Source organism: Acidovorax sp. (genome assembly GCF_046291265.1).
Lineage (GTDB): Bacteria > Pseudomonadota > Gammaproteobacteria > Burkholderiales > Burkholderiaceae_C > Acidovorax.
On sequence record NZ_JBKBTV010000006.1, the window covers coordinates 1 to 26428 of the forward strand.

Below are 26428 nucleotides of genomic sequence, written 5' to 3' on the forward strand. Positions count from 1 at the left end.
GGTGGCCATGAAGGCCGCCACCGACAACGCCGGCAGCGTCATTGGCGAGTTGAAGCTGGTCTACAACAAGACGCGCCAGGCAGCGATCACGAAAGAACTTTCGGAAATCGTGGCTGGCGCCGCTGCTGTGTAAGCAGCTCAACCAACATCTAAATTGGAGCGAGAAAAATGGCTCAAGAGAATTCCCAAGTGAACGCAGGCGTTCAGGGCAAGATTGTTCAATGTATCGGCGCGGTGGTGGACGTTGAGTTCCCACGCGACCAGATGCCCAAGATTTACGACGCTCTGAAGCTCGAAGGTTCGACCCTGACCCTGGAAGTGCAACAGCAGCTGGGCGACGGCGTGGTGCGTACCATCGCGCTGGGTTCGTCCGACGGCCTGCGCCGCGGCATCATGGTGACCAACACCGGCAACGCCATCACCGTGCCCGTGGGCAAGGCGACGCTGGGCCGCATCATGGACGTGCTGGGCGCGCCCATCGACGAGCGTGGTCCCGTGAGCCAGGAACTGACGGCATCGATTCACCGCAAGGCCCCTGCGTACGACGAACTGTCGCCATCGCAAGAGTTGCTGGAAACCGGCATCAAGGTGATCGACTTGGTCTGCCCGTTCGCCAAGGGCGGCAAGGTGGGTCTGTTCGGTGGCGCCGGTGTTGGCAAGACCGTGAACATGATGGAACTCATCAACAACATCGCCAAGGCCCACTCGGGTCTGTCGGTGTTCGCAGGGGTGGGCGAGCGTACCCGCGAAGGGAACGACTTTTACCATGAAATGGCCGATTCCGGCGTGGTGAACCTGGAGAAGCTCGAAGAGTCGAAGGTCGCCATGGTCTACGGCCAGATGAATGAGCCCCCAGGCAACCGTCTGCGCGTCGCGCTGACCGGTCTGACCATCGCGGAATCCTTCCGTGACGAAGGCCGTGATGTGCTGTTCTTCGTGGACAACATCTACCGCTACACGCTGGCCGGTACCGAAGTGTCCGCTCTGCTGGGCCGTATGCCTTCCGCCGTGGGCTACCAGCCTACGCTGGCCGAAGAAATGGGCCGTCTGCAAGAGCGCATCACCTCGACCAAGGTCGGTTCGATCACTTCCATCCAGGCCGTTTACGTGCCTGCCGATGACTTGACCGACCCATCGCCTGCCACGACCTTCGCTCACTTGGATTCCACCGTGGTGCTGTCCCGTGACATCGCTTCGCTGGGTATCTACCCTGCCGTGGATCCTCTGGACTCCACCAGCCGCCAGCTGGACCCGAACGTCGTGGGCGAAGACCACTACGCCACGGCACGCGCGGTGCAAGGCACGCTGCAGCGCTACAAGGAACTGCGCGACATCATCGCCATTCTGGGCATGGACGAACTGGCTCCTGACGACAAGCTGGCCGTGGCCCGCGCGCGCAAGATCCAGCGTTTCCTGTCGCAGCCTTTCCACGTGGCCGAAGTGTTCACGGGTTCGCCAGGCAAGTACGTTCCTCTGTCGGAAACCATCCGTGGTTTCAAGATGATCGTGGCCGGCGAGTGCGATCACCTGCCAGAACAGGCGTTCTACATGGTCGGTACCATCGACGAAGCCTTCGAAAAGGCCAAGAAGGTGGCCTGATTGCCCGATGGCTGAGTCGCCCTTAAAAGCGGCCCGGCCTTCATGCGCAATCAAGCAAACCCTCTTTCCCTAGGAGCAATGATGAACACCATCCACGTTGATGTGGTCAGTGCCGAAGAGTCCATCTTCTCCGGTGAAGCACGCTTTGTCGCGTTGCCGGGCGAGTCTGGCGAACTGGGCATCTTTCCCCGCCACACCCCGCTGATCACCCGCATCAAGCCGGGCTCGGTGCGCATCGAAATGGCCGACGGCAGCGAAGAGTTCGTGTTCGTGGCCGGTGGCATTCTGGAAGTGCAACCCAACTGCGTGACCGTGCTGTCCGACACCGCCATCCGCGGCAAGGACCTGGACGACGAGAAGGCCAACGCCGCCAAGGCATCGGCCGAAGAAGCGCTCAAGAACGCCAAGAGCGAGATTGATTTGGCCCGCGCCCAGTCTGAGCTGACAGTGATGGCTGCCCAGATTGCCGCGCTGCGCAAGTTCCGTCAAAAGAAGTGATCCGATGTCCGCGTGTGCGCGGACCCGGTATCAGCGAAAAACCCGGCAATGCCGGGTTTTTTTATGCCTGCCTGACCTGCGGTGCGGTCGTTGCAGTCCACGGCGATTGCACCTTTCAGTCGACGCTTGAGCGGACCCTGGGCGTTGGTTCTGTAAAACGCAGTTGCACTCCGCCCCATGATACGGTGACCGCCGTGCCCGTGTCCATTTCCAGCAGTTGACGGCTGTTCAGAAAGCTCCGAGCAACGTCCAGCGAGCGCACCGCCAACGTCAGCGATTCGATTCGCAAATGCTGAGCAGGAGAAAGCGACAGGGTGATCTCAGGAGTTAGCTGTATCGGATGACCCGTTGAACCAGTGAGGGCCTGCGATTGGCGCAGGTGTTCTTTCAGGCTGGGCGTCCCCATGTGGATGGTTTGTAACCCCAACAGTCCGAGTGGCCCGCCGCCATGAGCCTGCAACTCGGTGCCAAGCTGCGAACGGCGCTGCACCGGTGTGACGGGCTCCTTCCATGGGTAGATGGTCGCAAAGGGGCTCCACTCGCACAAGAACACACAACAGCTCGGCGCGGACAGGTCGAGCAGAACGGAATTGGTGAAGTTGGTGACTTGTACGCCACTGGGGTTGGTGCTTTCGAAAGCGCGGGCGGGTTTGCAGGTGATGCCGGATGCGGTGATGTGCTCTATGGCGTGGGCCAGTGGCAGTGCGGGTTCCAGCGCGAAGCCGTGGAAAAGCGGAGGCCGCGCGTGATTCGGCAGATCCGCGTTGGAGGCCGCCGCCCACAGTTCTAGGTCCGTGTTGCCCACGTGGACCCAGCCGTAGGTCGCGAACTCTGTGCGCTGCAGCGGCCACGCCACGGGCAGCGCCAAGGTGCGGGTGAACAGCTCGAACAAGGGCTCTACCGCGTGTGCGTGTAAGCGCAACATCACGTGGTCGATGGATCGATAGGCTCGCATTGCGTACTGGGTGGTGTGTTCGGGTCCATTGTGCTTTGCTTGTGTGCGCTTGCCGGCGATTGCTGCAGGCGTTAAAAAAGGCCGAGGCCCCTCGCGGGGCCTCGGCCTTTATGCATTTGCAATCCAGAGTCTGCGCCGCAGCACAGACCAGGCGAATTACAGCGAGCCGATTTCGCCCGAAGAGATTTTGCCAGTGCGCAGCGCGTCAACCGCCTGGGCATTCACAGCACCGCGGTCAGCCGTGGAGGTGTAGACCAGGGCACGCGAACCCACCGGGATGGCACCACTGGTTTGCGACACGGTGGAGGCTTCCGCCATCACTTCAGCGCGGGTGCGGCTGGTTTCGAACTTGGTGGCGAACTGCGAAGCGTCGGCTTCGTCAGCTTGGGCGCCGAAGGCAGTGAAAGCAGCTACAGCGGCGAGGGAGATGAAACGTGCGGTCTTGTTCATGGTGAAACTCCTGAAGGGTTCAAAAAATGGGGGGCAGTGAAACGGGGCGACTCAAACGGAGCGGCCACTTACATGGAGCCGATTTCGCCAGAAGGAATCTGGCCGGTGCGCAGCGCTTCAGCCGCCTGGGCACGCACCGCAGCACGGACGGCCGTCGACTTGTAAGTCACCACACGCGAACCTGCGGGCTCAATGGAGCGGGTCTGAGCGACGGTGGCGGCTTCGGCTTGCACTTCGGCGCGGGTGCGGTTGGTTTCAAACTTGGTGGCAAATTGCGAAGCATCGGCTTCGTCAGCCTGGGCGCCAAAAGAAGCGAAAGCGGCAACAGCGGCGATGGAGAGGAAACGTGCGGTGGTGTTCATGGTGTTCATCCTAAAAAAGTAGACAAGCAAAACGGCTCAAATCAACTGGGGAGGAGCGAGATCAAAACCTGCTGCTCCAACCCGGGTTCGGTGAGTCGCCTTAGCGGGTTCGGCTCATCGATGGGTTGAACTGTACGCCGTTGATGGTCAAAGAAAAACCACCGGGTCGCAAACTAACTGTTCCAGTTTTGGAAATAATGGCGCGGGAACTTTTCAGGGTTTACCCGTGACTGACTTCTGGTGCGAAGAAAAACGCAGGGAAAATAGCCGGTTCTCCACATAAACCCTTGCGGGTTTTCAGGACAATGACAGGCTGATGAAAAGAGCAAAAGCCACGTTCTAAGCCTTCGCAATGCGTCCTTGCGGGCTGGATCTTGTCAGTGCACTGGATCGCATTCGGAGAATTTTCAGCACTATTTTCTGGATCGCCATCCAAGATGCAGACGGGGTGCAACGTCCCCTTGATCAGTGTCAAATCAATGCACACCGATAAATACGTTGTGTCAGTGGGCCGCAAGCTCAAGCTCTATAGTTCAAGGTAACTTTTTGTGTTCCTTGCATGACAGATTCCTCTGCCCCAGACGGCATCGACACTGCCGATAGCCCCCATTACCTGCGCGCTCTGACCGACATGGCAGACCAGCGGGCCGTCGTGGCTGGGGCCGCCATCTACACCGACAACGGCATCAAGCTGGTAGAGAAGGGCGCCCGCATCGACAGCCGCCTGTACGACCGACTGGTGCAGCACAAGCTGCGCGAGCCCATTGACCGCCATCTGTCCATCGAAAACCCGGTGGATGTGCCCGCCTTGTTGTCTGCCGCGCAGACACTGACCGAGCAGGATGCGCTCCTCAGCATGCTGGCAGAGGCCCTGGGGTCGGCCGCGCGCCTGTTGGCGCCTCTGCGCTCGCTGCCGTTGCCCGCCTCCATGGCGTGCAAGCTCACGGTGATGCGCGATCAGCGGCCCCAACTCTTTCAGCACAGCCTGCAGATGATGACCGTGGCCGTGTTTCTGGGCATCAAAAGTGGGCTGTCTGAGCGCGACTGCGGCACCCTGGCTGCAGCGGCCTTGCTGCACGATCTGGGCGTGCTGCACATGGACCCTGCCTGGGACGATCCGGAGAACAAAGTGGTGGGCGTGCAGCGCAAACACCTGGTGGCCCATCCCATCTCGGCCATGTTGATGATCCGCGATACCCAGGCGTACCCGCGGTCGGCCGAAGTGGCCGTGCTGGAACACCACGAGCGCATGGACGGCAGTGGTTACCCGCGTGCCCTGGCTGGTGCCGACATCACCCCCATGGGACGCATCTTGCTGTTGGCGGAGGTCGTGGCTGCGTTCTATGAAAAGTACGACGACATGCCCGCGCAGCGCCTGTCGCTGGTGCTGCGGCTCAACCACCGCAAATTCCCATCGACCCTGGTGGCCTTCATCCTGCCTCTGCTGCAGGAAGAAGTGGCCCGCGAATCCGCGCTGATGCCCCTGGGCAACGATGCCACGCGCCAGATCGATTTGCTGGCTGAAGCGTTTAGCTACTGGGAGCAACTCAAGGCGGCCCTGCCTGACGGAGTGGCTGCCAAAGCCCCGACAGGCAGCGCTTTTGCGTTTGCGGATGCGCGCTTGCTGGCATTGCAAAAAGCCCTGGTGGAAGCCGGATCACACCCCCAGCAACAGAGTGAGCTGATGGCGCAACTGCAGGGCGACGCCATTGGCATGGCTGAAGTCGCGCTGGTGGGGCGCGAGGCTTTATGGCAACTGCAAACCATCCTGAACGCCAGCCATCGCCGCTGGCCCCAGCTGGCAGAGCGTGCAACGCCGGACGATGCGGCAGTGGCCGATTGGTGCGACTGGGCTGTGCGCAGGTTGTAGAACGCGTTTTCCAATGATCGACCACACCGGCTTCATGTCACCCGCGTTGCGCTGAGCAGGCGGTTTTATGTGGCCGTGTTGTCCACGCTGGGTTATGGGTTGCGCCTGAACCTCGAAACCGCGGTGGGTTTTGGCGCGCCTCACTGTCAACCGACAGTTGCTTTGTGCGCTTCGCCAGCGACGCTGGTTCCAAAACCTCCACCATAAAAAAAGTCTTGCCCGGCAGGCGCCATTATGCGTCAAAATACTGGTTATATTAACAGTGTTTGTGTTTTCTAGCCACCCCTCACCACCATGCCCGCGCTACGCCCCTCTCTGCGGGTTGCGTTCGACCTGCCGTCCGCCGTACCCGGTGTCTGGCATGCGGACGCCCTGGGTGCGGGCCAGCAACAGGTGCTGCCCACGGGGTCTGCGGCGCTAGATACCCAACTGCCTGGCGGGGGCTGGCCGGTGGGGGCGCTGAGCGAGGTCCTTCAACCCACAGCGGGTCTGCACGAATGGCAATTGGTACTGCCCGCGCTGGCGCAGGCCACAGCCCGCCGTACGGGTGCCGTGGTGGTGGTGGCTCCGCCGTGCGAGCCCTTTGGCCCGGCGCTGCAGGCGCAGGGCCTGTTGGCCGGGCGGATGTGCCTGGTGCGGGCCGATTCCGCTACTGCTGCGTTGTGGGCGGCCGAGCAGGCGCTGCGCTGTCGCGATGTACTGGCCGTGATGGCCTGGCTGCCGCAGGCGCAGCCCGCGGCCTTGCGCAGGCTGCAACTGGCGGCGGCGCAGCAAGAGCAGTTGCTTTGGGTGTTTCGCCCTGCCCATGTGGCGCCGCAGGCGTCGCCCGCCTTGTTGCGGCTGCTAGTGCAGGGGCTGGCCTTGCCGGGGGATGCCACCGCATCGCCCGGCATGCAGGTGCAGATCCTCAAGCGCCGGGGGCCGCCCTTGGCGCAGGGGCTGGATCTGCCGGGCTGCCATCCGCTGCTGGCTCAGGTGCTGACCGCACAGGCCAAACGCCGACGTGCCGCGCAGGAGGTGGCCAGCGTTGGGGTGGCAGGCCGCGCTGCGGTGGCGGGTCAGCGATTGGAGGCGCTGCCTATGCGCTCGTCATTAGGGGCTCTGGCGTCGTTGGTGTTGCAGAGCGCAGGGCCAGAGGGGAGGGGGCATGCACTGGATCGCGCTGCCATTGCCCTGGTGCGATGAGGCGGCATCGGCGCCATCTGCAGGGGCGGTGCCCACCGCTGTGGCTGGCTGGTGGGCGCTGCGCTTTACCCCGCGCGTGGCGCTGGTGGATGGCGAGGCCGTGCTGCTGGAGGTGTCCACCACCGAGCGGCTGTGGGGCGGGCGCGAAGCGCTGATGGCGCAGGTACTGCAGGCCTGGGCCGAGGCCTCTGCCCAGTGTGTGGCCGCCCCAGCCATAACGACAACAACAGCGACAACGGCGACTGGACGCGTTGGGCAGAGTGCCCACGCAGGGCCTGCTTTGTATGAACCACCGCTTTGCGCACCACCCGTCTGGGGCTGCGGCCCCACGGCACTGGTGGCCCAGGCCGGGTTGCGCATGGCGCTGGCAGGGCGCAAGCCCGCAGTGCAGAAGCTGGATAACTGGCCCTTGCACACGCTGACCGCCTTGCGCCCGCATGTGCCCAGCCTGGAGCGCATGGGCTGCCGCACCTGGGGCGCGCTGCGGGCGTTGCCGCGTGCCGGGGTGGCGCGGCGTTTGGGGGCCGGAGTGCTGCGGGTGCTGGACCAGGCCTATGGCGATGCCCCCGAGGCCCATGCCTGGCTGGAGCTGCCCGAACAGTTTGAGTTGACCGCCGAGCTGCCCGCCCTGGCCGAGTCGGCCGATGCCCTGCTGTGGAGCGCCAGCCGCTGCCTGATAGCCCTGCAAAGCTGGCTGCAGGCGCGCCAGCAAGGCGTGCTGGCGATGGAGCTGTCCTGGCGCCACGACCTGCGGCGCATCGACGGGGTGGCCATTGCGCCCACGCGGGCCCTGCCGGTGCGCACTGCCCAGGCCACCCACGACATGGCACACCTGCGGCGGCTGTTGGCTGAAAACCTGGCGCGCACCACGCTGGCCGCACCAGCCAACCAGATCACGCTGCGCCTGCTCGAATCGGCCCCGCTGCCGCACCGCAGTGCCAGCCTGCTGCCGCCAGGAGATTGGGGTGATAGGCGCAGTGACGCCGCTGGCGCGCCGGGCGAAGCCCTGCACCAGTTGCTGGAGCGCCTGTCGGCCCGCCTGGGCGCCGACCATGTGCTGGCGCCCGTGCTGCAGGCTGACCACCGCCCTGAACGCATGCAGCAGTGGCGCCCGGCGGCCGAGGTGCTGGGGCGCGCCTGTACTGCCCCCAGCAGTTCAACCCCTGCCACCGCATCCGGCCCGAACGCCCCCGATGCCACGCTGTGGCCCACCTGGCTGTTGCGCCCGCCCCGGCGGCTGGCGGTGCAGGGCAACCGCCCTTGTCACCATGGTTTGCTGCGCCTGCTGGCGGGGCCGCACCGGTTTGAGGCAGGCTGGTGGTCAGCCGCCGACGAGGGTGGCGATGGCGCCAACCCCCTATCCCATCCCTCCCATCCCTCCACGGCCTGCACCGGCCTGGCCCTGCGCGACTACTTTGTGGCGCACAACGATGTGGTGGGCTTGGTGTGGGTGTTTCGCGAACGGCTGGCGCCGCATGCGGGTGGACAGAGTCATGACCCCCTTCATGGCCAGACTCATGGCCAGACGGCGGCACCGTCCCAGCGCTGGTTCCTGCACGGTATTTTTGGGTGATGTGATGGCGCCTGTATCCCGCATACCCCATCCACCCCGCAACACCCTGGCACCTGCCATGCAGCCAGCGCTGCCCTCGTCGCCTTCGTCTCCTTCGCCGCCGCCTTTACCGGGGTATGCCGAGCTGCATTGCCTGTCCAACTTCAGCTTTCAGCGCGGCGCATCACACCCGCAAGAACTGGTGGCGCGCGCTGCAGAACTGGGCTACCAGGCCCTGGCGCTCACCGATGAATGTTCGGTGGCGGGCGTGGTGCGCGCCTGGGAGGCCGCCAAGGAATGTGGCCTGCACCTCATCGTGGGCAGTGAGTTTTTGTGGGGTGACGACTTGCGGCTGGTGGCCCTGGCGCGCGATGCCGAGGGCTGGGGCAACCTGTGCGAGTTCATCACCACTGCCCGCGCGGCCGCACCCAAGGGGCAGTACCACGTGGGCCCGCGCAGCCCCTGGGGATTGCTGCAAGGGTGCGAGCTGCTGCTGGCCCCGATCCGGCAACAGTTTGATGATTCTAATTTGATAGCTATAAGCGCTTGTATATCAAGCGCTAGAGGCCAATTTGACTCAAATTTTGATGGCCACATCTGGTTGGCGGTCGAACTGCACCTGGCCCCGGACGACAGCCTGTGGCTGGCGACTTTGCAACGTGTGGGGGCTGAACTGGGCTTGCCGCTGGTGGCAGCCGGTGATGTGCACATGCACGCTCGCTCACGCAAGCCGCTGCAGGACGTGATCACCGCCGTGCAGCTGGGGCGCAACGTGGCCGAGTGCGGCTTTGCGCTGCAGCCCAATGCCGAACGCCACCTGCGCCAGCGTGTGCGGCTGGCCGGCATCTACCCGCCCGATCTGCTGGCCGCCACGATCACGGTGGCGGGGCGCTGCACTTTCAACCTGAAGGAGATCACGTACCAATACCCGCTGGAGACGGTGCCCGAAGGCATGACGCCTGCGCAAGCGCTGGCCTGGCTGGTGCAGGTGGGCGTGCAGGGCGCATACCCACTGGGCGCGCCCGAGAAGGTGCAGGCGCAGATCCGCAAAGAGCTGGACCTGATTGCGCACTGCCAGTACGAGATGTACTTCCTCACGGTGCATGACATCGTGCGCTACGCACGCAGCGAGGGCATCCTGTGCCAGGGCCGCGGGTCAGCTGCCAATTCGGTGGTCTGCTACATGCTGGGCATCACCGCCGTTCCGCCTGAAAACTCACACCTGCTGTTCGAGCGTTTCATCAGCAAAGAGCGCAAGGAGCCACCCGACATCGACGTGGACTTTGAGCACGACCGGCGCGAAGAGGTCATCCAGTACATCTACGACAAATACGGCCGCGACCGCGCCGCCATTGCCGCCGTGGTCACCACCTACCGCACCCGCAGTGCCCTGCGCGATGTGGGCAAGGCCCTGGGCGTGGCGCCCGTGCTGGTCGATGCGTTTGCCAAAGACCACCACTGGTTTGACGAGGAGATCGCGACCGACCGGCTGCAGGAGCTGGCCCACACCGTGGGCGCGCCGCTGCACCGCCACACCGCCCAACTGTGGCTGGAGCTGGCGGCGGACTTGAAAGGTTTTCCGCGCCACCTGAGCCAGCATGTGGGCGGCTTTGTGCTCACGCAGGGCAAGCTCACACGGCTGGTGCCGGTGGAGCCCGCCAGCATGGACAAGCGCTCCATCATCCAGTGGGACAAAGACGACCTGGATGCCATGGGCCTGCTCAAGGTCGATGTGCTGGCGCTGGGCATGCTCAGCGCGCTGCGCCGCTGCCTGAACCTGCGTGCGGTCTTGCGCGGCGAGCGCTGGGGACTCAAGGAGATTCCCCATGAAGACCCAGCCACCTACGACATGATCTGCGCGGCCGACACGGTGGGCGTGTTCCAGATCGAGAGCCGCGCGCAGATGAGCATGCTGCCGCGCCTGCAGCCGCGCGAGTTCTATGACCTGGTGGTGGAGGTGGCCATCGTGAGGCCCGGGCCGATTCAGGGCGGCATGGTGCACCCGTATCTGAAGGCGCGCGAACTCAGGCGGCAACTGAAGCTTGCAGGCAACAACCATCCGTTTCCCCTGGAGCACCCGCGGTTGCGTGAGGCGCTTGAACGCACGCTGGGCGTGCCGATTTTTCAGGAACAGGTGATGCAGATCGCCATGGTGGCAGCCGGGTTCTCGGCGGGCATGGCGGACGACCTGCGCCGGTCGATGGCGGCCTGGAAGCGCAAGGGCGGCGTGCACCGGTTTGAAGAACCCCTCAAGCAGGGCATGGAACTCAATGGCTATCCGGCAGAGTTTGCCGACCGCATCTTTCAGCAGATGCTTGGTTTCGGTGAATACGGCTTTCCGGAAAGCCACGCCCACAGCTTTGCCTTGCTGGCCTATGCCAGCAGCTGGCTCAAATGCCACGAGCCCGCGTGTTTCCTGGCCGCGCTGCTCAACTCGCTGCCCATGGGCTTTTACACCGCCTCGCAACTGGTGCAGGACGCGCGCCGCCACGGTGTGCGCGTGCTGCCCATCGACGTGACCGAGAGCGACATCGACTGCACGCTGGAGGGCACGCCAGAGCCGCTGCGCCCTGCGCGTGGACTGGGCACGCCGCCACTGCCGCAGCCCGCCGTGCGCCTGGGCCTGAGGCTGGTGGGCAGTCTGCACAAAGATGCTGCCGAACGCCTGATCGCAGCCCGCGCCACAGGCCCCGCCTTTGCCAACACCGAAGACCTGGCCCTGCGCGCACAGCTGAGCCAGCAAGACCTGCAGGCCCTGGCCGCAGCCGATGCACTGGCCGGCCTGTCTGGCCACCGGCGCCAGCAGATGTGGGATGCGGCCGCGCAGCACAGCGCGCCGCCCTTGTTGCGCGACGTGCCCGTGCACGAAGCGCCCCTGCAGTTGCCGGAGGCGCCCGAGGGCGAAGAGATCCTGTTTGATTACGCCGCCACCGGCCTCACGCTGCGCCGCCACCCGCTGGCCCTGCTGCGCCCCCGCCTGGACCGCTGGCGCCTGCAGACCGCGCTGCAACTTAACAACATACCCAACGGCCGCAAGGTGCGGGCCTGCGGCATCGTCACCGTGCGCCAGCGCCCCGGCACGGCCAAAGGGACGATGTTTGTCACGCTGGAAGACGAGACCGGCCCCGTCAACGTGATCGTGTGGCCTGCACTGGTCGACACCTGGCGCAATGCGCTGCTGCGCTCGCAACTGTTGGCGGTGGAAGGCCTGTGGCAGTGCAGCGTGCCGGAAGGGGGAGGAGGTGCGCCGTTGTCCGGTGCTGCATCATCACAGACGGGGTCCGCCGCTCCCATGGTCGTGCGCCATCTGGTGGCCCAGCGGTTCAAGGACCTGACCCCGCTGCTGGGGCGCATGGCCCAGGCGCTGCAGGGGAGCCGGGATTTTCATTGATACCGGTTTGCATTCAAAAACAAAAATCCGTTCACGCTGAGCCCTTCGACAGGCTCAGGAAAGGCTTTGGAAGCGCTGCGCGAGGCTTCGACAAGCTCAGCCCGAACGGTTTTGATGGATCGAACGCGAATCCATCTTCCATCCGTATGAAGGGTGCTGGATGGCGTGAGGTTGGCCTAGAAGGGGCTGCGCCCAGCCCGCTTCATTCCCGCAGATAAACGTTCGGGTCGATGAAAAACGCCTTCTTGTAGCCCTGTGTGGCGCCATCCATCTTCCACGGTGCAGGCAGCAACCGCACGATGGAATAGTGCAGGTGTGGCGGCTTGCCCTGCGCATTGCCGCTGGCGCCCAGCGTGCCGATGCGGCCGCCTGAGGCCACGGGGGCCAGGGCGTGGGTGTCAATGGCATCAAGGTGCGCAAAGTAGTGCAGCCGCCAGCGGGGCCCCAACACCAGCACCACCTTGCCGCCCTTGGCCAGCTCGCCCGCAAAGAGCACGATGCCGTCCGTGGTGCTGAGCACCGCCGTTCCCGCCTTGCCAAAGATGTCGATGCCCTTGTGCACCCCCGAGCTGCCCCAGGGCTCAAACCAGAACGACCGCGCGTTCCAGTCCGTGGTCGACGCCCCGGCTACCGGAATCTTCACCCGCTCAGGCACCACCAAGCCCGCGGCAAGCACCAGCAGCAGGCCAAGGCACAGGGTTTTCAACGGTTTTTTCATGGCGAGCGGAGGCAGATACGGGCGCGGCACAGCGGTGCGCAATCAGAGACGGTGGGCGGCCATGATATTCATCGGCGCACGTACACCCCAGTCACCTGCGGCACCTTTGGAAGCGGTGGTCTGCACCACCGCTTGCCTTGCTACTCCGCTAGCGGCCGGGCACCCGCACAGGTCAGCGCGGCGTGCCCGGTTGGCTGGCGGCGCGCCGCGCGGGTTGAGAGTCCGTACCCGCCGCACCCTTGGCGCCGGATTGCACGGGTTGCCTGCCCAGGTCCAGCAGGGGTTTGCAGTAGGTGTCATCGTCGGCCGCAGGCACCGTGACGGGCAGCAGCGCCAGCGCGGCAGGCGCTACGACGGCGGCCACCACCGCTGCACCCGCGCGCAGCAGCAGCGGACCTGCTTCGACCCCGATGTCTGGGTTGCCAAATGTGCCCTTTACATACAGGGGCGAGCGCAGAGAGAAGAACTTCCACTCCAGCGACTCGGGCTTGATGCGCATGTTCATCTCCTCTGTGCCCAGGTCGATGGTGCCGGTGGCCTCCACGATGGCGTCATCGGTGCTCATCTTGACCACGCGCGCTGTCGCCAGCCCGTTCAGCACCGTGAAGTCCGCCACCGCGCAGCGCAGGTGCACTTCCTTGTCGTCGCCAAACAGGCGGCCCACGATGATGCTGCCCACGTTCAACGCGGCAAGGTCCAGCATCTGCTTGCTCAGCGTGCCTTCGCGCACATACAGCCGCATTTCGCCGGTGCCGTTGCCCAGCAGCCCGCCCAGGCTGTCGCCGGTGCTCTCCAGGGCTACGGCGCCGTCCATGCGGCCCATGCTCTTTTTCATGAGTTCCACCTTGGGGAACAGGGCCGACAGCTGCAGCCCTTGAACGGTGCCGCGTATCTGCGCCTTGAGCGGTGCGGTGCGTCCGTCAATGTGGACCTGGGATTCAATCTGCCCTTGCGCAACGCCAAACGTGAGGGGCGCGAGCTTGAGTTGCGCGTTTTCCATCACGGCGCGCAGGCTCAGGTTCTCCAGCGGCAGGCTCTCGGGGCGAATGATTTGGCGGCCTTTGAACACGATGTCCATGTCCATCGCGTTCCAGCGCTCGGCGGCAAATTTGGCGTCGGGCAGCACTCTGCCCTGGGGATTGCGGCCACGGTTGGTGTTGGAGGGCTTGCTGGTCCCGATAGAAGGGCCCAGGTCAGCCAGGCGCAACTGGTTGGATGTCATGGTGCCCGTCAGCCGCGGGCGCGGTTTGCCCGACGTGTATTTGAGCGAGCCTTGCAGGTCGCTCTCGCCCACCTTGCCGCGGAAATCGGTGTACTCCCACACGGCGCGTTCGGGCTCCAGGCTGCCGGTCAAACGTCCGCGTGTTTTAAAAGCCGGGGTGCTGGGCAGCACCAGCCCCGTCACGTCGTAAAGGTCCGCCATGCTGTCGCCGCGCAGTGCCACGTCAAAGTCCAGCCCAGACAGTGCGCCTGGATTGGCCAGGATGCCCTCGGCCGACAAGGCCACGTTGCCTGCAGACAGTTCAATCTGCAGTGGATAGTCCACCACCTTGTCGCGCAAACTGATCACATGGCCCGCTTGTCCGCTGCCCTGTACCTGGGCTTTGGCGAAACGGCCTTCCAGCTGAAAGCGCAATCCGTAGCGCCCAGGTGCTGCGCGTTCCGCGCCTGCGTTGGGGGCGGACGAGGGGGCGATGGGAGCTGAAGCAGTTTCAGACGCCGAAGCTGCCACCATGGCGGTCGCTGGCGACGCGGCGCGTGCTGCCGCCCCTGTAGCGGCCTGGTCCACGGTGGGTTCGGTGGTTTGCAAGCGCGCCTGCAGATCCAGGTCCTTCACGCCATCGGCATAGGCCAGCAGGCCTTCGCTGATCACTACGCGGTCCACATCAAACGTCCAGCGGCCGCGGGGCGCTTCTTCATCCTTGCGCTTGAAAGTCCAGTTGTTGCTGCCGTCCGCGGTGCGCGCCAGCGCGATCTCGGGGTGCTGCAGTGTCACGGTGTCCACCGCCAGGTGGCGCGCCAACAGCGGCCACAGCTGTATGCTGGCCGTGGCGCGGTCGATGCTCGCCATGGTGGGGCTGTCTGCTTGTGTGGCCGTGGTGGGTGTTCTTGTGTTGTTGTCGGCAGGGTTGCCCGGTTGGTTGGCGTCGTTGCCAGCGTCCTTGTTTTCCTTTGGGGCCGTTTTGCGGCTGGCCTTGTTGCCCTTGCGGTCATCGCCCGCAAAGGGCGGGCTGAAGCCAGCAGGGTTGTCCATCACCAAGCGCTCGGCTTGGACGGTCACACCGGGTATCCAGCGCCTCCAGCCGTCTTCGAGCGGCTGTGGCCATTGCCACGATGCCGAGAGAGACCCCTGCACTTCAAAGCGACGCCCCGTGGCTTCGCTGACTTGGTCATTCACCCAGGGCCGCATGCGGTCCAGCTGCGACATCGCAAGGGTGGCAACCACCAGAAACCCCAGCACCAGCCCCCCCACTGCCAGCAGTGCGATGGACAGAACCTTGCGGACGGTGGCGCTGCGCGATGACTTGTTCTTCAACGGGGACGCGTGCGCGGGTTGTGGGGCCACAGGAGGGGTGGAGGGGGGGGGATGTGTGGGTCTCGGGCATGGCAAACCATGCTAAGCCCGGTCGCGCAGATTCGACGCCAGACAAAGGCGCGCTCGCGACGAGTAACGCGCTTGTCCTACAAAGCGGGGCTGAACCAACGCGGCTCAGCTGGGGCGCCGCGCCGGTCAGTGTGTCAGAGCGCGGAGAACAGTTTTTCGCGCAGCTCGGGCAGGCGGACAAAGCGGTGAAACCCCAGTGTTACCAGATTACCTTTGCGGCATGGGTGGTTGTACCAAGCAGCGCACGGCGGCGGGCCGGACGTCCTATCTGTCACAGGTTTTTGATGGCTTTGGTGCTTGATTTTGAGTTTTTTTGGCCTCTAGCGCTTATCCAATAAGCGCTAGCAGCTATTGTTTTGATAGTCCGCATGTGGCAGCTCCTACAATCTGCACGCCATGCACCATCCCCGTCCTTCTCCGGTTTTGCCCGTGCGCGATGGCGTAAGCGCCAGCTGTGTGGCCCTGCCCGTCCATGGGCAGGGCCACATGCTGGATTTTTTGGTGCAGCGACTGCCGGGGGTGGCGCGCGAAGAATGGGTACGGCGCATGTTGGCGGGTGACGTGGTGGACGAGCGCGGCGACCCCGTGGTGCCTGAGCGGCCGTTTGAAGGCAGTTTGCGCCTGTATTACTACCGCACGCTGCCCACAGAGCCTGTTTTGCCTGGTTCCGAAACGGTGCTGTACCAGGACGATCACCTGGTGGTGGCCGACAAGCCGCACTTCATGCCCGTCACGCCCTCAGGCCGCTATCTGCACAACACGCTGCTGGTGCGCCTCAAGCGCCAGCTGGGCTTGCCAGAGCTTGCGCCTTTGCATCGCATCGACCGCGACACCGCCGGGCTGGTACTGCTGTCGGTGCAGCCACACACGCGGGGCGCCTACCATGCGCTGTTTCGCGACCGCCAGATCACCAAACACTACGACGCCATTGCGCCGTGGCGCGCGGATGTGGCGTTTCCGCGCGACCACATCAGTCGACTGGAAGAAAGCGCACAGTTTTTTCGCATGCACGAAGTTCCCGGCGAGCCCAACAGCCATACGCACATGCACGTGCTGGAGGTGGCGGGGGACTGGGCCCTTTACCGCCTGTCGCCCGTCACCGGCAAACGGCACCAGTTGCGCGTGCACATGGCGGCGCTGGGTCTTGCGCTGCGCAACGATCCGCTTTATCCGGTGGTCAACGACCCCGCCGAGGGCGACTATTCGCGTCCGCTGCAGCTGCTGGCACGGTCATTGGCGTTTGTGGACCCCCTCACGGGCGAACAGCGGGTGTTCGAAAGCAGGCAGCGGCTTCGCGCAGGACATTAGGGTTTTCCACTACTAGCACAAGGCCGACTGCCACAAACGGGGTGTCCCTTGCGCGGCCATGGCCTTGGTGTGGATTTTGTTTTTGCACACAGTTAAGGTAACTTGGTTACCTGATCCGGGCGGAGGGCTCGGAATTGCATAAGAAAACAATATGAACCCCACCACCCCACACCGCTCCGTCGCCTTCAAACTGTCGCTCACGGCGCTGCTCAGCCTGCTGCTTGTGTTGCTCATCACCATGGGCATTGTCAGTGCACTGCTTTGGCAAAACTTTGGACGGCTATCGCGCAGCGATGCCCAACAACACGCGGCCCAGTTGCGCACGCTGGTGCAAACATTTGACGAAACTGCCCAAGACCAGGCCAAGCGCGATTTCACCCTGTTCAAGGCCAATTTCCCGGGCGAATTTTCGCTCAGCGAAGTGCCGGGGGCTGACGGAAAACCCGAGGCCACGCTGGCGTTTCAGGGCGCGGCGCTGAACGGCGATTTTGAAGTGGTGGACCGCTTTTCCAAAGACAGCATGGGTGCTGTGGCCACCATCTTTGCACGCACGGGCGACGACTTCATCCGCGTGACGACCTCACTCAAAAAGCAAGATGGCGACCGCGCCTACAAAACCCTGCTGGACCGCAAACACCCCGCGTACGAGCTGATGAACGAAGGCAAAACCTTCATCGGCCGCGCGAACCTGTTTGGCCGTGAATACATGACGGTGTACGAACCCATCCGCGAAGGCAACCGCACCATCGGCATCCTGTTCATCGGTTCGGACATTAGCCCGATTCTGGGCAAGCTCAACACCGTGATGGCGGGGCAAAAACTGTTTGCGACGGGCGCTGTCTACGCGGTCAATATCTCGGCAGGCCCGGCACGGGGCAGTGTGTTGGGGTTGCCAGGCGCTAACGCGGCACTCAAGGTCGATGAGAAAGTGGACGACGCCAAGGCATGGCTGGCGTCGCTGTCGGGCGTTGAGCAAACCGGTGATTTTGAAACGTCCTGGTCGCCACGCCGCAGCGGCGACGGTGACAACGCCACGCGTTTTGTGGCCGTGGAGCGCTACAAGCCCTGGAGCTGGGCCATCGTGGCCGAGGCACCAGTGTCTGAAATGATGGGCGAAGCGCGTGGCGTGCTCACCTGGCTGTGGCTGGGTGTGTTGGTCGCGCTGGTTTTGCTGACGGTGGTGCTGGTGGTTGCCACGCGCCGCCTGGTGGGCGCGCCCGTGCAGCAACTGAGCACCGCGCTGGGCTACCTGGCGCAAGGCGACCTCACACACGCGGTCACCCTGAAATCCCGCGACGAAATCGGCAGCCTGGCCCAGGCCATGGAAGGCTTTCGCGTCCGGTTGGTCGAAAGCCTGAGCACGGTGCGCACCAGCGCCGACAGTGTGTCGTCGGCCAGCACCGAAATCGCCCAAGGCAACCAAGACCTGTCCGGCCGCACCGAAAGCCAGGCCAGTTCGCTGGAGCAAACGGCTGCCAGCATGGAGCAACTGGGCGCCACCATTCGCCACAACGCCGACAGCGCCAGCCAAGCCAACCAGCTGGCTGTGGGCGCCAGCCGCGTGGCCGCGCAAGGTGGCGAAGTGGTGTCCAAAGTGGTTAGCACCATGCAGGACATCAACAACAGCAGCCAGAAGATTGCCGACATCATCGGTGTGATCGACGGCATTGCGTTTCAGACCAACATCCTCGCGCTCAACGCAGCGGTCGAAGCAGCCCGTGCGGGCGAACAAGGCCGCGGCTTTGCCGTGGTGGCCGCTGAGGTGCGCAACCTGGCTCAGCGAACCGCCGCCGAAGCCAAGGCCATCAAAGAGTTGATCGGCGTCAGCAGCGCGATGGTGCAGCAGGGCACTGTGCTGGCCGATCAGGCGGGCAGCACCATGCAGGAAGTGGTCAGCTCCATCCAGCGCGTGGCCGACATGGTCTCGGAGATCAGCGCCGCCAGCAATGAGCAGACCGCAGGCGTCGGCCAAGTGGGCGAAGCGGTGACGCAACTGGACCAGACCACCCAGCAGAACGCCGCACTGGTCGAAGAAATGGCCGCCGCCGCCAGCAGCCTGCGCGTGCAGGCCGAGCAGATGGTGACCGCCGTGGCGCAGTTCAATTTGGGCCACGCGGCTGACCACGGCCGCGCCCCCAGCGCATCGCCTGCGGTGGCGGCTCGAAAGCTGGGTCAAGCACGGCTTGGCGCGTAGGCGGGCCTTTTTTGACGCTGCGGCAGGCTGCCGGGAACGCTTTGGGGCATGCCTATAATGCGGCCTGTGCGGGTGTAGTTCAATGGTAGAACGGCAGCTTCCCAAGCTTCATACGAGGGTTCGATTCCCTTCACCCGCTCCAGCCATCGCCTCTGGCTGACTGTCTTCTCCCTTTCCCCATATCTGTTTCATCGCTGGTACCGCGTGTCATGCGCGGTAATCGCCTTGCTGCGCGCCATTTTGGCTGCGCCATGTCAAGACATTGACTGACGTTCCTTCGCCGCCGTCTGCAGCACCATGCTCGGATGGCCCTGCATCGGGGTCCTCTTCGTATGAGGAAATGAATGGCTTCCAAGGACAAGGACACAGCAAACAAACGGTCTGGTGGCACGACCAAGCCCAGTGCAACCAGCCAAGCAAAGGACGCCAAGGCCCAGCGCGAGCTGGGCATCGTCGGGCCGCATGGCGACATGCGGCTGGCGTCGGTGGTCATCGAGGGCTATAGCCTGGAGCTGCGGGATGGTGATGGCTTTGTGGGCGATGTGGCCAGTCGCACGGCGTTTCGTCACATGCTGGATGCCTGGCGCCAGCTCTTCACCTCCATGGATGGCAAAGACCCGATGGGCGACAAGCCCACGCGTGAACTCAGCAAACACCGGCTCGACGCCTTGCTCGAAAAAGATGGCATTGCTGCGCAAGCCATCGAGGCTGCGTCAGAAGACTATGCGCTGCAGCTAGCGCATGTGGTTCAGCGCTTTCTCAAGCAGAAGACCTGGCGCGGCGTGGAGCGCATCATCATCGGTGGCGGCTTTCACCAAAGTGAGGTGGGTAGCGGCGCCATCGCGCGCGCCGACAAAATCCTGAAGGCCGAGAAGGTGCCGGTTGAACTGCGCACGCTGCGCCACCATTCAGACGAGGGCGGGCTGATTGGCTGGGTGCATCTGGCGCCACCGGCGTTACTGCAAAGCTACGACGCCATTTTGGCCGTGGACATTGGCGGCACCAATGTGCGCTGCGGCATTGTGCAAACGCACTTGCACCGCGCGCCCGACATGTCTTTGGCCGAGGTCGTGCGCCGAGAAAAATGGGTCCATGCCGATGACGAGCCTAAGCGCGACGAACTGGTGGACGGCATTGCCACCATGCTGGAAGGCCTGATCGCCTATGCCGACAAAAAGAAGATCCGCCTGGCGCCCTACATTGGCGTGGCCTGCCCGGGCCTGATCGTGGAAGACGGCTCTTTGGCCGGTGGCACCCAGAACCTGCCGGGCAACTGGGAGAGCACGCGTTTTCACCTGCCGCGCGATTTGTGCGAGCGGCTGCCGCACATCGGTGATGGCCGCACCCAGGTGTGCCTGCACAACGACGCGGTGGTGCAGGGCTTGTCTGAAATGCCCTTCATGCAGGATGTGGAACGCTGGGCTGTGTTGACGGTGGGCACCGGCCTGGGCAATGCCAGCTTCACGAACCGGCGCGATACGCCGGATGCGCAGGGATAGGGTGGAGCGTTCAGCGCTGGTAGCAGAGGCTGGCGCTCTTGACGATCTTGCAGTTAAAGAGCGTCCCGGCGGCGCCGCGATGCCCGTGGGTGTAGTCGGCGAGCTGGTTGTCGTTGTAGCGGGGGTGGTGGGGCTGCCCCCTGGGCTTGTCCAGGCTATCGGACCAGATCTTGATGTGGCAGGTGCCCTTGTTCTGGTCTGCGCAGAACTTGTAGGCCGCCCGTCCGATGGCGTCGGTATCCTGCGCCTTGTCGGTCGGCACCATGGCGTAGTAGGTGTTGCCGTGGTTCTCGAAGACGTCGAGCTGGAATGTTTGCGCATGCGCAACGGCAGTCGCTGCGGTCAGCAGCGTAAGGAGCAAGGCTTTCATGACGGTGGGTTCCCTTGGGGTCATTTCAAGATATCCCCCAGGCACAGGTACTTGATCTCCACATAGTCGTCCATGCCGTAATGCGATCCTTCGCGGCCCAGGCCCGATTGCTTGACGCCGCCAAACGGCACATGCTCGGTGGCCAGGATGCCCACGTTGGCGCCGACCATGCCGTACTCCAGCGCCTCGGTCACGCGGAAGATGCGGCCCACATCGCGGCTGTAGAAGTAGCTGGCCAGGCCGAACTCGGTGTTGTTGGCCGCGTCGATGGCTTCCTGTTCGGTCTTGAACTTGAAGACCGGGGCGAAGGGGCCAAAGGTTTCCTCGCGCGCGCACAGCATGTCGGCCGTGGCGTTGGCCACTACGGTGGGCTCAAAGAACTGGCCTGATCCCAGACTGGTGAGGCGCTGGCCGCCTGCCACCACCTGGCCACCCTTGGCAATGGCGTCGTCCACATGGCGCTGCACCTTGGTCAACGCGGCTTCCTCGATCAGCGGGCCCTGGTTCACACCGTCTTCAAAGCCGTTGCCCACCTTGGCTGTTTTGACTTTGGCGGCGAACTTGGCCACAAACTCGTCGTACACGCCTTCCTGCACATAAAAGCGGTTGGTGCACACGCAGGTCTGGCCCGCGTTGCGGTATTTGCTGGCAAACGCGCCTTCCACAGCGCTGTCGATGTCCGCGTCGTCAAACACGATGAAGGGCGCGTTGCCGCCCAGTTCCAGCGACATCTTCTTGACAGTAGGGGCCGACTGCGCCATCAGGATGCGGCCCACCTCGGTGGAGCCCGTAAAGCTGATGTGGCGCACCACGTTGCTCGCGCACAGCACCTTGCCGATGGCAATGGAGTTGTCGCTGTCGGCCGGCAGGATGTTGAACACGCCCGCCGGGATGCCTGCGCGCAGGGCCAGCTCGGCGGCGGCCAGGGCGGTGAGCGGGGTCAACTCGGCAGGCTTGATGACCACGGGGCAACCTGCGGCCAACGCGGGCGCGACCTTGCGCGTGATCATCGCCAGCGGGAAGTTCCATGGCGTGATAGCAGCGCACACGCCGATGGGTTGCTTGAGCACCAGCAAGCGGCGGCTGTTGTCGAACTGGGGCAGGGTCTCGCCGTTGATGCGCTTGGCCTCTTCGGCAAACCACTCTACAAAACTCGCACCATAGGCCACTTCGCCCTTGGCTTCGGCCAGGGGCTTGCCTTGTTCGGCGGTCATGATGCGGCCCAGGTCGTCCTGATTGGCCATGAGCAGGTCGAACCACTTGCGCAGGATGATGCTGCGCTCCTTGGCGGTCTTGGTTTTCCAGGCGGGCCAGGCGGCGTTGGCGGCGGCAATGGCGGCTTCTGCGTCTTTCGGGCCCAGGTTGGCCACGTCCGCCAGCTTCAGGCCCGTGGCCGGGTCGTTCACATCAAAACGGCTGCTTCCTGCCACCCACTGGCCGTTGATCAGGCCATCGGTCTTGAGCAAGCTGGGGTCGTTGAGCTGGGCGAGGGGGGATGTCTTCATGTCCATGGGAGTGTTTCCGGGAGAGGTGACGAAGGAGAGAAAGAACAGAAAAAATGGAGCGATCAAGGCACGCCGTAGGGGGCTGCAGGCATTTAGCCAAAGGCTAGCATGGGCAGTGCCGCAACACGGGTCGCCAATGTGGCAACGGCATCAGGGGCATCGTGCGGTGCGCATGCCGGGAGGGATGTGACCTGGGCCGTCATGGCTGCAGCGCCAATACTGGCACTGCGTCCGAATTTTTAGGTCTTTTTGGCCTCTAGCGCTTGATGAATAAGCGCTAACAGCTATCAAAATAATAGTGTTTGCGGTGCGGTGATGCAAGGTCGCACCCACCTCGAACACCCCACTACCGGTCGATGATGCGCCGCGCAAACCGCTCCAGGTACTCCATCAGTTGCTCGGCGCCTGCCATGGCGTGGGCTTCGTCGCCGCTGGCAATGCCCTGGGCCAACTGCATGTGGGCGCGGGCGCCTTCCGACACCTCGCCTTCGTGTTGGTAGGCATACCAAAAGCGCCGACATTGCACGATGAGCGGCGCCACACATTTGACGGCCGAGTGGTTCTGGCTGGCCTGGTGCACCACCACGTCCAGCGCATGGTCGGCCAGCATGTAGTCGTCCAGATGGCCGCGCTCTGCCGCCTCCACCATTTTTTCGGCGCAGCGCACGATGGCCTGGCGCTGCGGCGCGGTGGCGCGTCGTGCGGCGCAGGATGCGATCAGACGCTCCAGCACGCGGCGGGTCTGGATGACATCCAGGTGGTCGGCCAGGTCGATGTTGGACACCTGCAACCCCCGGCGCGGTTGCTGCACGATGAGGCCTATCGACACCATGCGCAGCAGCGCCTCGCGCACCGGTGTGCGGCCCAGGCCCGTACTTTCGGCGATTTCGGCCTCCACCACGGGGCTTCCGGGTTGCAGCTGCAGGGTGGAGATCATGGTCTCGATGGCGTCATAGGCCACGTCCGCCGCACGCCGCTTGGGCGCGGGGTCTTGCTGGGGGGCGGGGCTGGGGAGTGTCATGGCGGGGGTGTTTGATTGTCAGGGCAGGGGCTTGCGCAAGGCATCTTAATGGCCCCCACCCTGCGAAACTGGCGCGGCATAGGCCAGTGCGCCCGTGGAACCGGCTTTGCCGGGCCACCGGGTGCGTCCCCCTCCCACGCAGCGAGAGAGGGGTGAGGGCGCCGAAGGCGACTCAGGGGGAGTCACGCCAATCCGGCGCCCGCCTTCCGCAGTTCGGCAATCTGCGGCGCCTTGGGCAGCCACAGCTTGTCGAACTCCTGGATGATGCCGTCGGGGTTGAACGTCCCTGCTGTCTTGAAGGCAATGGACGTTCCCTTGAACTTCTCGATCAGGCCCGCCTCGGTGGTCACGATGTCGTTGATCTGCGCATCAAGCGACTGGGCCACCAGCTTGCGGATGATGTCCTTGTCCTTGGCATCCAGCCCTTGCCAGATGCGGCCCGAGACCAGCGGCGCGAAGGGCATGAACAGGGCGTTCATCTGCAGCAGGGTCTTGGCGACCTTGTCAAAACGCTGGTTCCATGAGAACTCGATGTCCGCCTCCAGCCCATCGACCTGGCCGTTGCTCATCGCGTCAAACACCTGGGGTGTGGGGATGGGCGTGGGCGCGGCGCCCAGCATTTGGTAGAAGTCGCGGTATACGGGCGTGGGGTTGATGCGCAGCTTCATGCCCTTGATGTCAGTGGGCACGGTGATGTCCTTGGTGGAGAACACGGCGCGCATGCCGGTGATGCCCCAGCCCAGGCCGATGGTGCCCGTCTCGCGCGGCAGCACCTCCAGCAGCTTGGTGGCGGCCGGGTGCTTGACCAGCTTGGCCACAGCGGGCGTCGAGCGCACTAGGTAGGGCGCGTTGATGGCCGCGATGCTGGAGACGCGCGAGCCCAGCTCGGCCGCCTGGATCCAGCCCATGTCAAGCGCGCCCGACTGCAGCTGCTGCATCATCGCGGCCTCGTTGCCCAGCTGGCCTGAGTGGAAGACCGTGACGCTCAGGCGGCCGTCGGTTTCCTTCTTCAAGGCCTCGCCAAACTGCAGTGCGGCGCGGTTCCACGAATGCCCGGCGGGCGTGATGAGGCCCAGGCGGAACTCCTTGGCGCCTGCACCCTGTGCGAACACGAGCGGGGCGGCGAGGGTGGCGGCAGCGGCCACGGCGTGGCGCTGTACGAACTGGCGGCGGGTAGTGGTCATGGTGGACTCTCCTGGGTCGGGGAAGGGAACGGACGGGAACGGGATGGGGAAACGATGGGGAACCGTTTGGAAAAGGATGGGCGAGGGGCGGGCCTACTCCAGCAGGGCCAGCGACAGGCTGGGGAACAGCGAAAGCACCACCAGCGCCACGCAACTGATGATGAAAAACGGCAGCGTGACGATGAACATCTTTCCGGGCTTGGCCCCGGTCACCGCAGACGCGACAAAGAAGCTCAGGCCCACCGGGGGCGTCATCAGCCCCAGCACCAGGTTGATCACCACCACCACGCCGAAGTGGCGCGGGTCGATGTGGTAGACCTCGGTGGCAATGGGCAGCAGGATCGGCACGGTCATGATGAGCCCGGGGATGCCGTCGATCACGGTGCCGATGACCAGCAGGATCACATTGGCCAGCAGCAGAAAAGTGACGGGGTCGTGCGCCACGGTCTGTACCCAGGCGGCCACCATCTGCGGCACCTTGCCGTAGATCAGCAGCCACGAGAACACGGCCGCGGCCGCCACCAGAAACAGCACCACCGCTGAGTAAATGGCCGAGCGCAGCAGGATGCGCGGCAGTGCGTTGAAGTGAAACTCTTTGGTGACAAAGCGCCCCACCAGCACCGAGGCGACCGCGCCCACGGCAGCAGACTCGGTGGGGTTGGCCAGCCCAGTCAGGATGGAGCCCACGATGACGATGGGGATCAGCAGCGTGGGGCTGGCCTGTGCGGCGGTGCGCGCCCGCTGGGCCAGCGTGCGCTTTTCGCTGCGGGGGTAGTCGTAGACGAGCCCCATCAGGGCGATCACGATGAAGAACAGCACCGTGAGCAGCACGCCAGGGATGATGCCGGCGATCAGCATGTCGCCCACAGCTACCTGCGCCAACACGCTGTACACCACAAACATCACCGACGGCGGAATGATGGGCCCGAGCATGCCGCCATACACCGTGAGGCCCGCTGCAAAGGTCTTGTCGTAGCCCTGTTTTTCCATCTGCGGCACCATCACCTGCGACATGATGGCCACTTGAGCGGTTGCCGAGCCAATGATGGACGACACCAGCATGTTGGCCAGGATGTTCACGTACGCCAGCCCGCCTTTGACCGAGCCGACAAAGGCCATCGCCAGGTCCACCAGTCGGCGTGTGATGCCGCCGCTGTTCATGATCTCGCCGATCAGGATGAACAGCGGAATCGCGATGAGCCCGTAGCTATCCACCCCGCCAAACATCTGCATGGGGTAGGACTGGAACAGCACCGGGCTGCCAATGCTGAAGATGTACACCATGCCCGCCAGGCACAGGCACACCCCGATGGGCACACCCACCAGCAGCACGGCGAGGAAAAACAGGGTGGTGATCATGGGGGGCTCCGGCGGCAGATAGGCGTTGTGCAAAAAGGGATCAGTTCACGGCGTCTGCGTTGACCACGTCGAACCCAGCGTGCTTCACGCGGTCGGCAGCGCCCAGGTCTTCCAGCAGATTGGCCAGTGCATGCACGCTGAAGGTGGCAGAAAAAATGGGCAGGATCAGTTGCAGCACCCAGGTGGGCCAGTTCAGTGTCTGGGTGCGTTCGGTGTAGAGAAAGTTGAAGCTTTCGGCGGCAAATTCCTTGGCGTCAAAGCCGTAGCGCGCAATACCGACCGGGTCCATCCACACCCAGCACATCACCAGCATGGCAAGGCCAAACAACAGCACACCCGACGTGGCGATGACCTTGGCCACCTTGGCGCTGCGGGGGCCAAACTGGTCGGTGAGCAGGCTGACGGCAAAGTCCATGCGCAGCCGCGTCATGACCGAGGCGCCCACAAAAGTCAGCCACACCACGGTGTACACCGCCGCTTCGTCGATCCAGTAGATCGGCATGCCCGAGTAGCGCGTCGCCACGTTGAGCAGGATCAGCACAACCAGCAAGCTCATGAGTGCGGTCAACAACAGCCTTTCGGTGCGCAGCACCTGGGTGGACAACGCGAGCACCCAGCGAACGGGGGCGCGGGGCGTGGGCGCTGGCGAAGCAGAGGGGCTGGTGATCAAGGGCATGGTGTGAATCGGGTAAAGGGCCTGCTGAGGGAAGATGACGGAATGCTGTTCGTTTAATATTTAATTAATATATTTATAAGCAAGATGAATGCCCGGTGATGGTCAGGTGGCGCAATGAATGGGTGCG

21 protein-coding genes and 1 tRNA gene are annotated in these 26428 nt (G+C 63.9%); 11 read left to right on the plus strand and 11 right to left on the minus strand.

Annotation, left to right across the window (positions count from 1 at the left end; all coding sequences use genetic code 11):
- The 3 genes from ACK41V_RS03775 to ACK41V_RS03785 all read left to right on the plus strand — a co-directional run.
- Positions 1-133: F0F1 ATP synthase subunit gamma (locus tag ACK41V_RS03775; RefSeq protein ID WP_409778309.1), on the plus strand; the 133-nt coding region annotated here is incomplete at its 5' end.
- 35 nt (positions 134-168) lie between these two features.
- The gene (gene atpD, locus ACK41V_RS03780; protein WP_409778028.1) at positions 169-1599 is read left to right on the plus strand and encodes a F0F1 ATP synthase subunit beta; all 1431 of its coding nucleotides are present in this window, start codon (positions 169-171) and stop codon (positions 1597-1599) included.
- Between the two features lie 81 nt (positions 1600-1680).
- Positions 1681-2097 (plus strand): F0F1 ATP synthase subunit epsilon, encoded by a 417-nt coding sequence (locus ACK41V_RS03785; RefSeq protein WP_409778031.1) that lies wholly within the window; start codon positions 1681-1683, stop codon positions 2095-2097.
- A 115-nt stretch (positions 2098-2212) separates the two neighbouring features.
- On the opposite strand, the gene ACK41V_RS03790 is transcribed toward ACK41V_RS03785, so the two are convergent.
- The 3 genes from ACK41V_RS03790 to ACK41V_RS03800 all read right to left on the minus strand — a co-directional run bounded on the left by ACK41V_RS03790 (position 2213) and on the right by ACK41V_RS03800 (position 3864).
- The gene (locus tag ACK41V_RS03790; RefSeq protein ID WP_409778033.1) at positions 2213-2989 is read right to left on the minus strand and encodes a hypothetical protein; all 777 of its coding nucleotides are present in this window, start codon (positions 2987-2989) and stop codon (positions 2213-2215) included.
- A 219-nt stretch (positions 2990-3208) separates the two neighbouring features.
- Positions 3209-3502, minus strand: coding sequence for a DUF4148 domain-containing protein (locus ACK41V_RS03795; protein WP_409778036.1), 294 nt, complete (start codon positions 3500-3502; stop codon positions 3209-3211).
- 68 nt (positions 3503-3570) lie between these two features.
- The gene (locus ACK41V_RS03800; RefSeq protein WP_409778039.1) at positions 3571-3864 is read right to left on the minus strand and encodes a DUF4148 domain-containing protein; all 294 of its coding nucleotides are present in this window, start codon (positions 3862-3864) and stop codon (positions 3571-3573) included.
- A gap of 559 nt (positions 3865-4423) precedes the next feature.
- Here ACK41V_RS03800 and ACK41V_RS03805 point away from each other — a divergent pair.
- From ACK41V_RS03805 to ACK41V_RS03820, 4 genes are all read left to right on the plus strand, one after another.
- Positions 4424-5734, plus strand: a complete 1311-nt coding sequence (locus tag ACK41V_RS03805) for an HD-GYP domain-containing protein (RefSeq protein ID WP_409778042.1) — start codon at positions 4424-4426, stop codon at positions 5732-5734.
- Positions 5735-6028: 294 nt separating this feature from the next.
- On the plus strand, positions 6029-6919 hold the full coding sequence (imuA, locus tag ACK41V_RS03810) for a translesion DNA synthesis-associated protein ImuA (protein WP_409778045.1): 891 nt from the start codon (positions 6029-6031) through the stop codon (positions 6917-6919).
- Entirely contained in the window at positions 6882-8492 is a 1611-nt protein-coding gene (locus ACK41V_RS03815; RefSeq protein WP_409778048.1) for a DNA polymerase Y family protein, read from the plus strand. The genes imuA and ACK41V_RS03815 overlap by 38 nt, the downstream gene beginning before the upstream one ends.
- A 58-nt stretch (positions 8493-8550) precedes the next feature.
- Positions 8551-11862, plus strand: coding sequence for an error-prone DNA polymerase (locus tag ACK41V_RS03820; RefSeq protein WP_409778312.1), 3312 nt, complete (start codon positions 8551-8553; stop codon positions 11860-11862).
- A 202-nt stretch (positions 11863-12064) separates the two neighbouring features.
- Here ACK41V_RS03820 and ACK41V_RS03825 read toward each other — a convergent pair whose 3' ends face one another.
- Complete coding sequence (locus ACK41V_RS03825; protein WP_409778050.1) at positions 12065-12580, minus strand: M23 family metallopeptidase; 516 nt, start codon at positions 12578-12580, stop codon at positions 12065-12067.
- Positions 12581-12752: 172 nt separating this feature from the next.
- The gene (locus tag ACK41V_RS03830) at positions 12753-15008 is read right to left on the minus strand and encodes an AsmA family protein (RefSeq protein ID WP_409778315.1); all 2256 of its coding nucleotides are present in this window, start codon (positions 15006-15008) and stop codon (positions 12753-12755) included.
- A gap of 573 nt (positions 15009-15581) precedes the next feature.
- Between ACK41V_RS03830 and ACK41V_RS03835 the strand changes: the two genes are divergently transcribed.
- The 4 genes from ACK41V_RS03835 (at position 15582) to ACK41V_RS03850 (ending at position 20186) form a co-directional block, all read left to right on the plus strand.
- A complete protein-coding gene (locus ACK41V_RS03835) occupies positions 15582-16493 on the plus strand; it encodes a pseudouridine synthase (protein WP_409778053.1) in 912 nt (303 codons plus the stop codon).
- Between the two features lie 151 nt (positions 16494-16644).
- Entirely contained in the window at positions 16645-18687 is a 2043-nt protein-coding gene (locus ACK41V_RS03840; RefSeq protein WP_409778055.1) for a Cache 3/Cache 2 fusion domain-containing protein, read from the plus strand.
- Positions 18688-18755: 68 nt separating this feature from the next.
- Positions 18756-18829, plus strand: a tRNA-Gly gene (locus ACK41V_RS03845).
- Between the two features lie 202 nt (positions 18830-19031).
- Complete coding sequence (locus tag ACK41V_RS03850) at positions 19032-20186, plus strand: ROK family protein (protein WP_409778058.1); 1155 nt, start codon at positions 19032-19034, stop codon at positions 20184-20186.
- A gap of 10 nt (positions 20187-20196) precedes the next feature.
- Here the strand turns inward: ACK41V_RS03850 and ACK41V_RS03855 are convergent, their stop codons facing one another.
- From ACK41V_RS03855 to ACK41V_RS03880, 6 genes are all read right to left on the minus strand, one after another.
- Positions 20197-20556 (minus strand): hypothetical protein, encoded by a 360-nt coding sequence (locus ACK41V_RS03855; protein ID WP_409778061.1) that lies wholly within the window; start codon positions 20554-20556, stop codon positions 20197-20199.
- Between the two features lie 20 nt (positions 20557-20576).
- Positions 20577-22067 carry an NAD-dependent succinate-semialdehyde dehydrogenase gene (locus ACK41V_RS03860; RefSeq protein ID WP_409778064.1) on the minus strand — a complete coding sequence of 497 codons (1491 nt, stop codon included), beginning with the start codon at positions 22065-22067 and terminating at the stop codon, positions 20577-20579.
- A gap of 340 nt (positions 22068-22407) precedes the next feature.
- On the minus strand, positions 22408-23082 hold the full coding sequence (locus ACK41V_RS03865) for a GntR family transcriptional regulator (protein WP_409778067.1): 675 nt from the start codon (positions 23080-23082) through the stop codon (positions 22408-22410).
- 182 nt (positions 23083-23264) lie between these two features.
- Entirely contained in the window at positions 23265-24266 is a 1002-nt protein-coding gene (locus ACK41V_RS03870; protein WP_409778070.1) for a TRAP transporter substrate-binding protein, read from the minus strand.
- Between the two features lie 93 nt (positions 24267-24359).
- Entirely contained in the window at positions 24360-25625 is a 1266-nt protein-coding gene (locus tag ACK41V_RS03875) for a TRAP transporter large permease (RefSeq protein ID WP_409778072.1), read from the minus strand.
- A gap of 40 nt (positions 25626-25665) precedes the next feature.
- Entirely contained in the window at positions 25666-26301 is a 636-nt protein-coding gene (locus ACK41V_RS03880) for a TRAP transporter small permease (protein WP_409778075.1), read from the minus strand.
- Between the last annotated feature and the right edge of the window lie 127 nt (positions 26302-26428).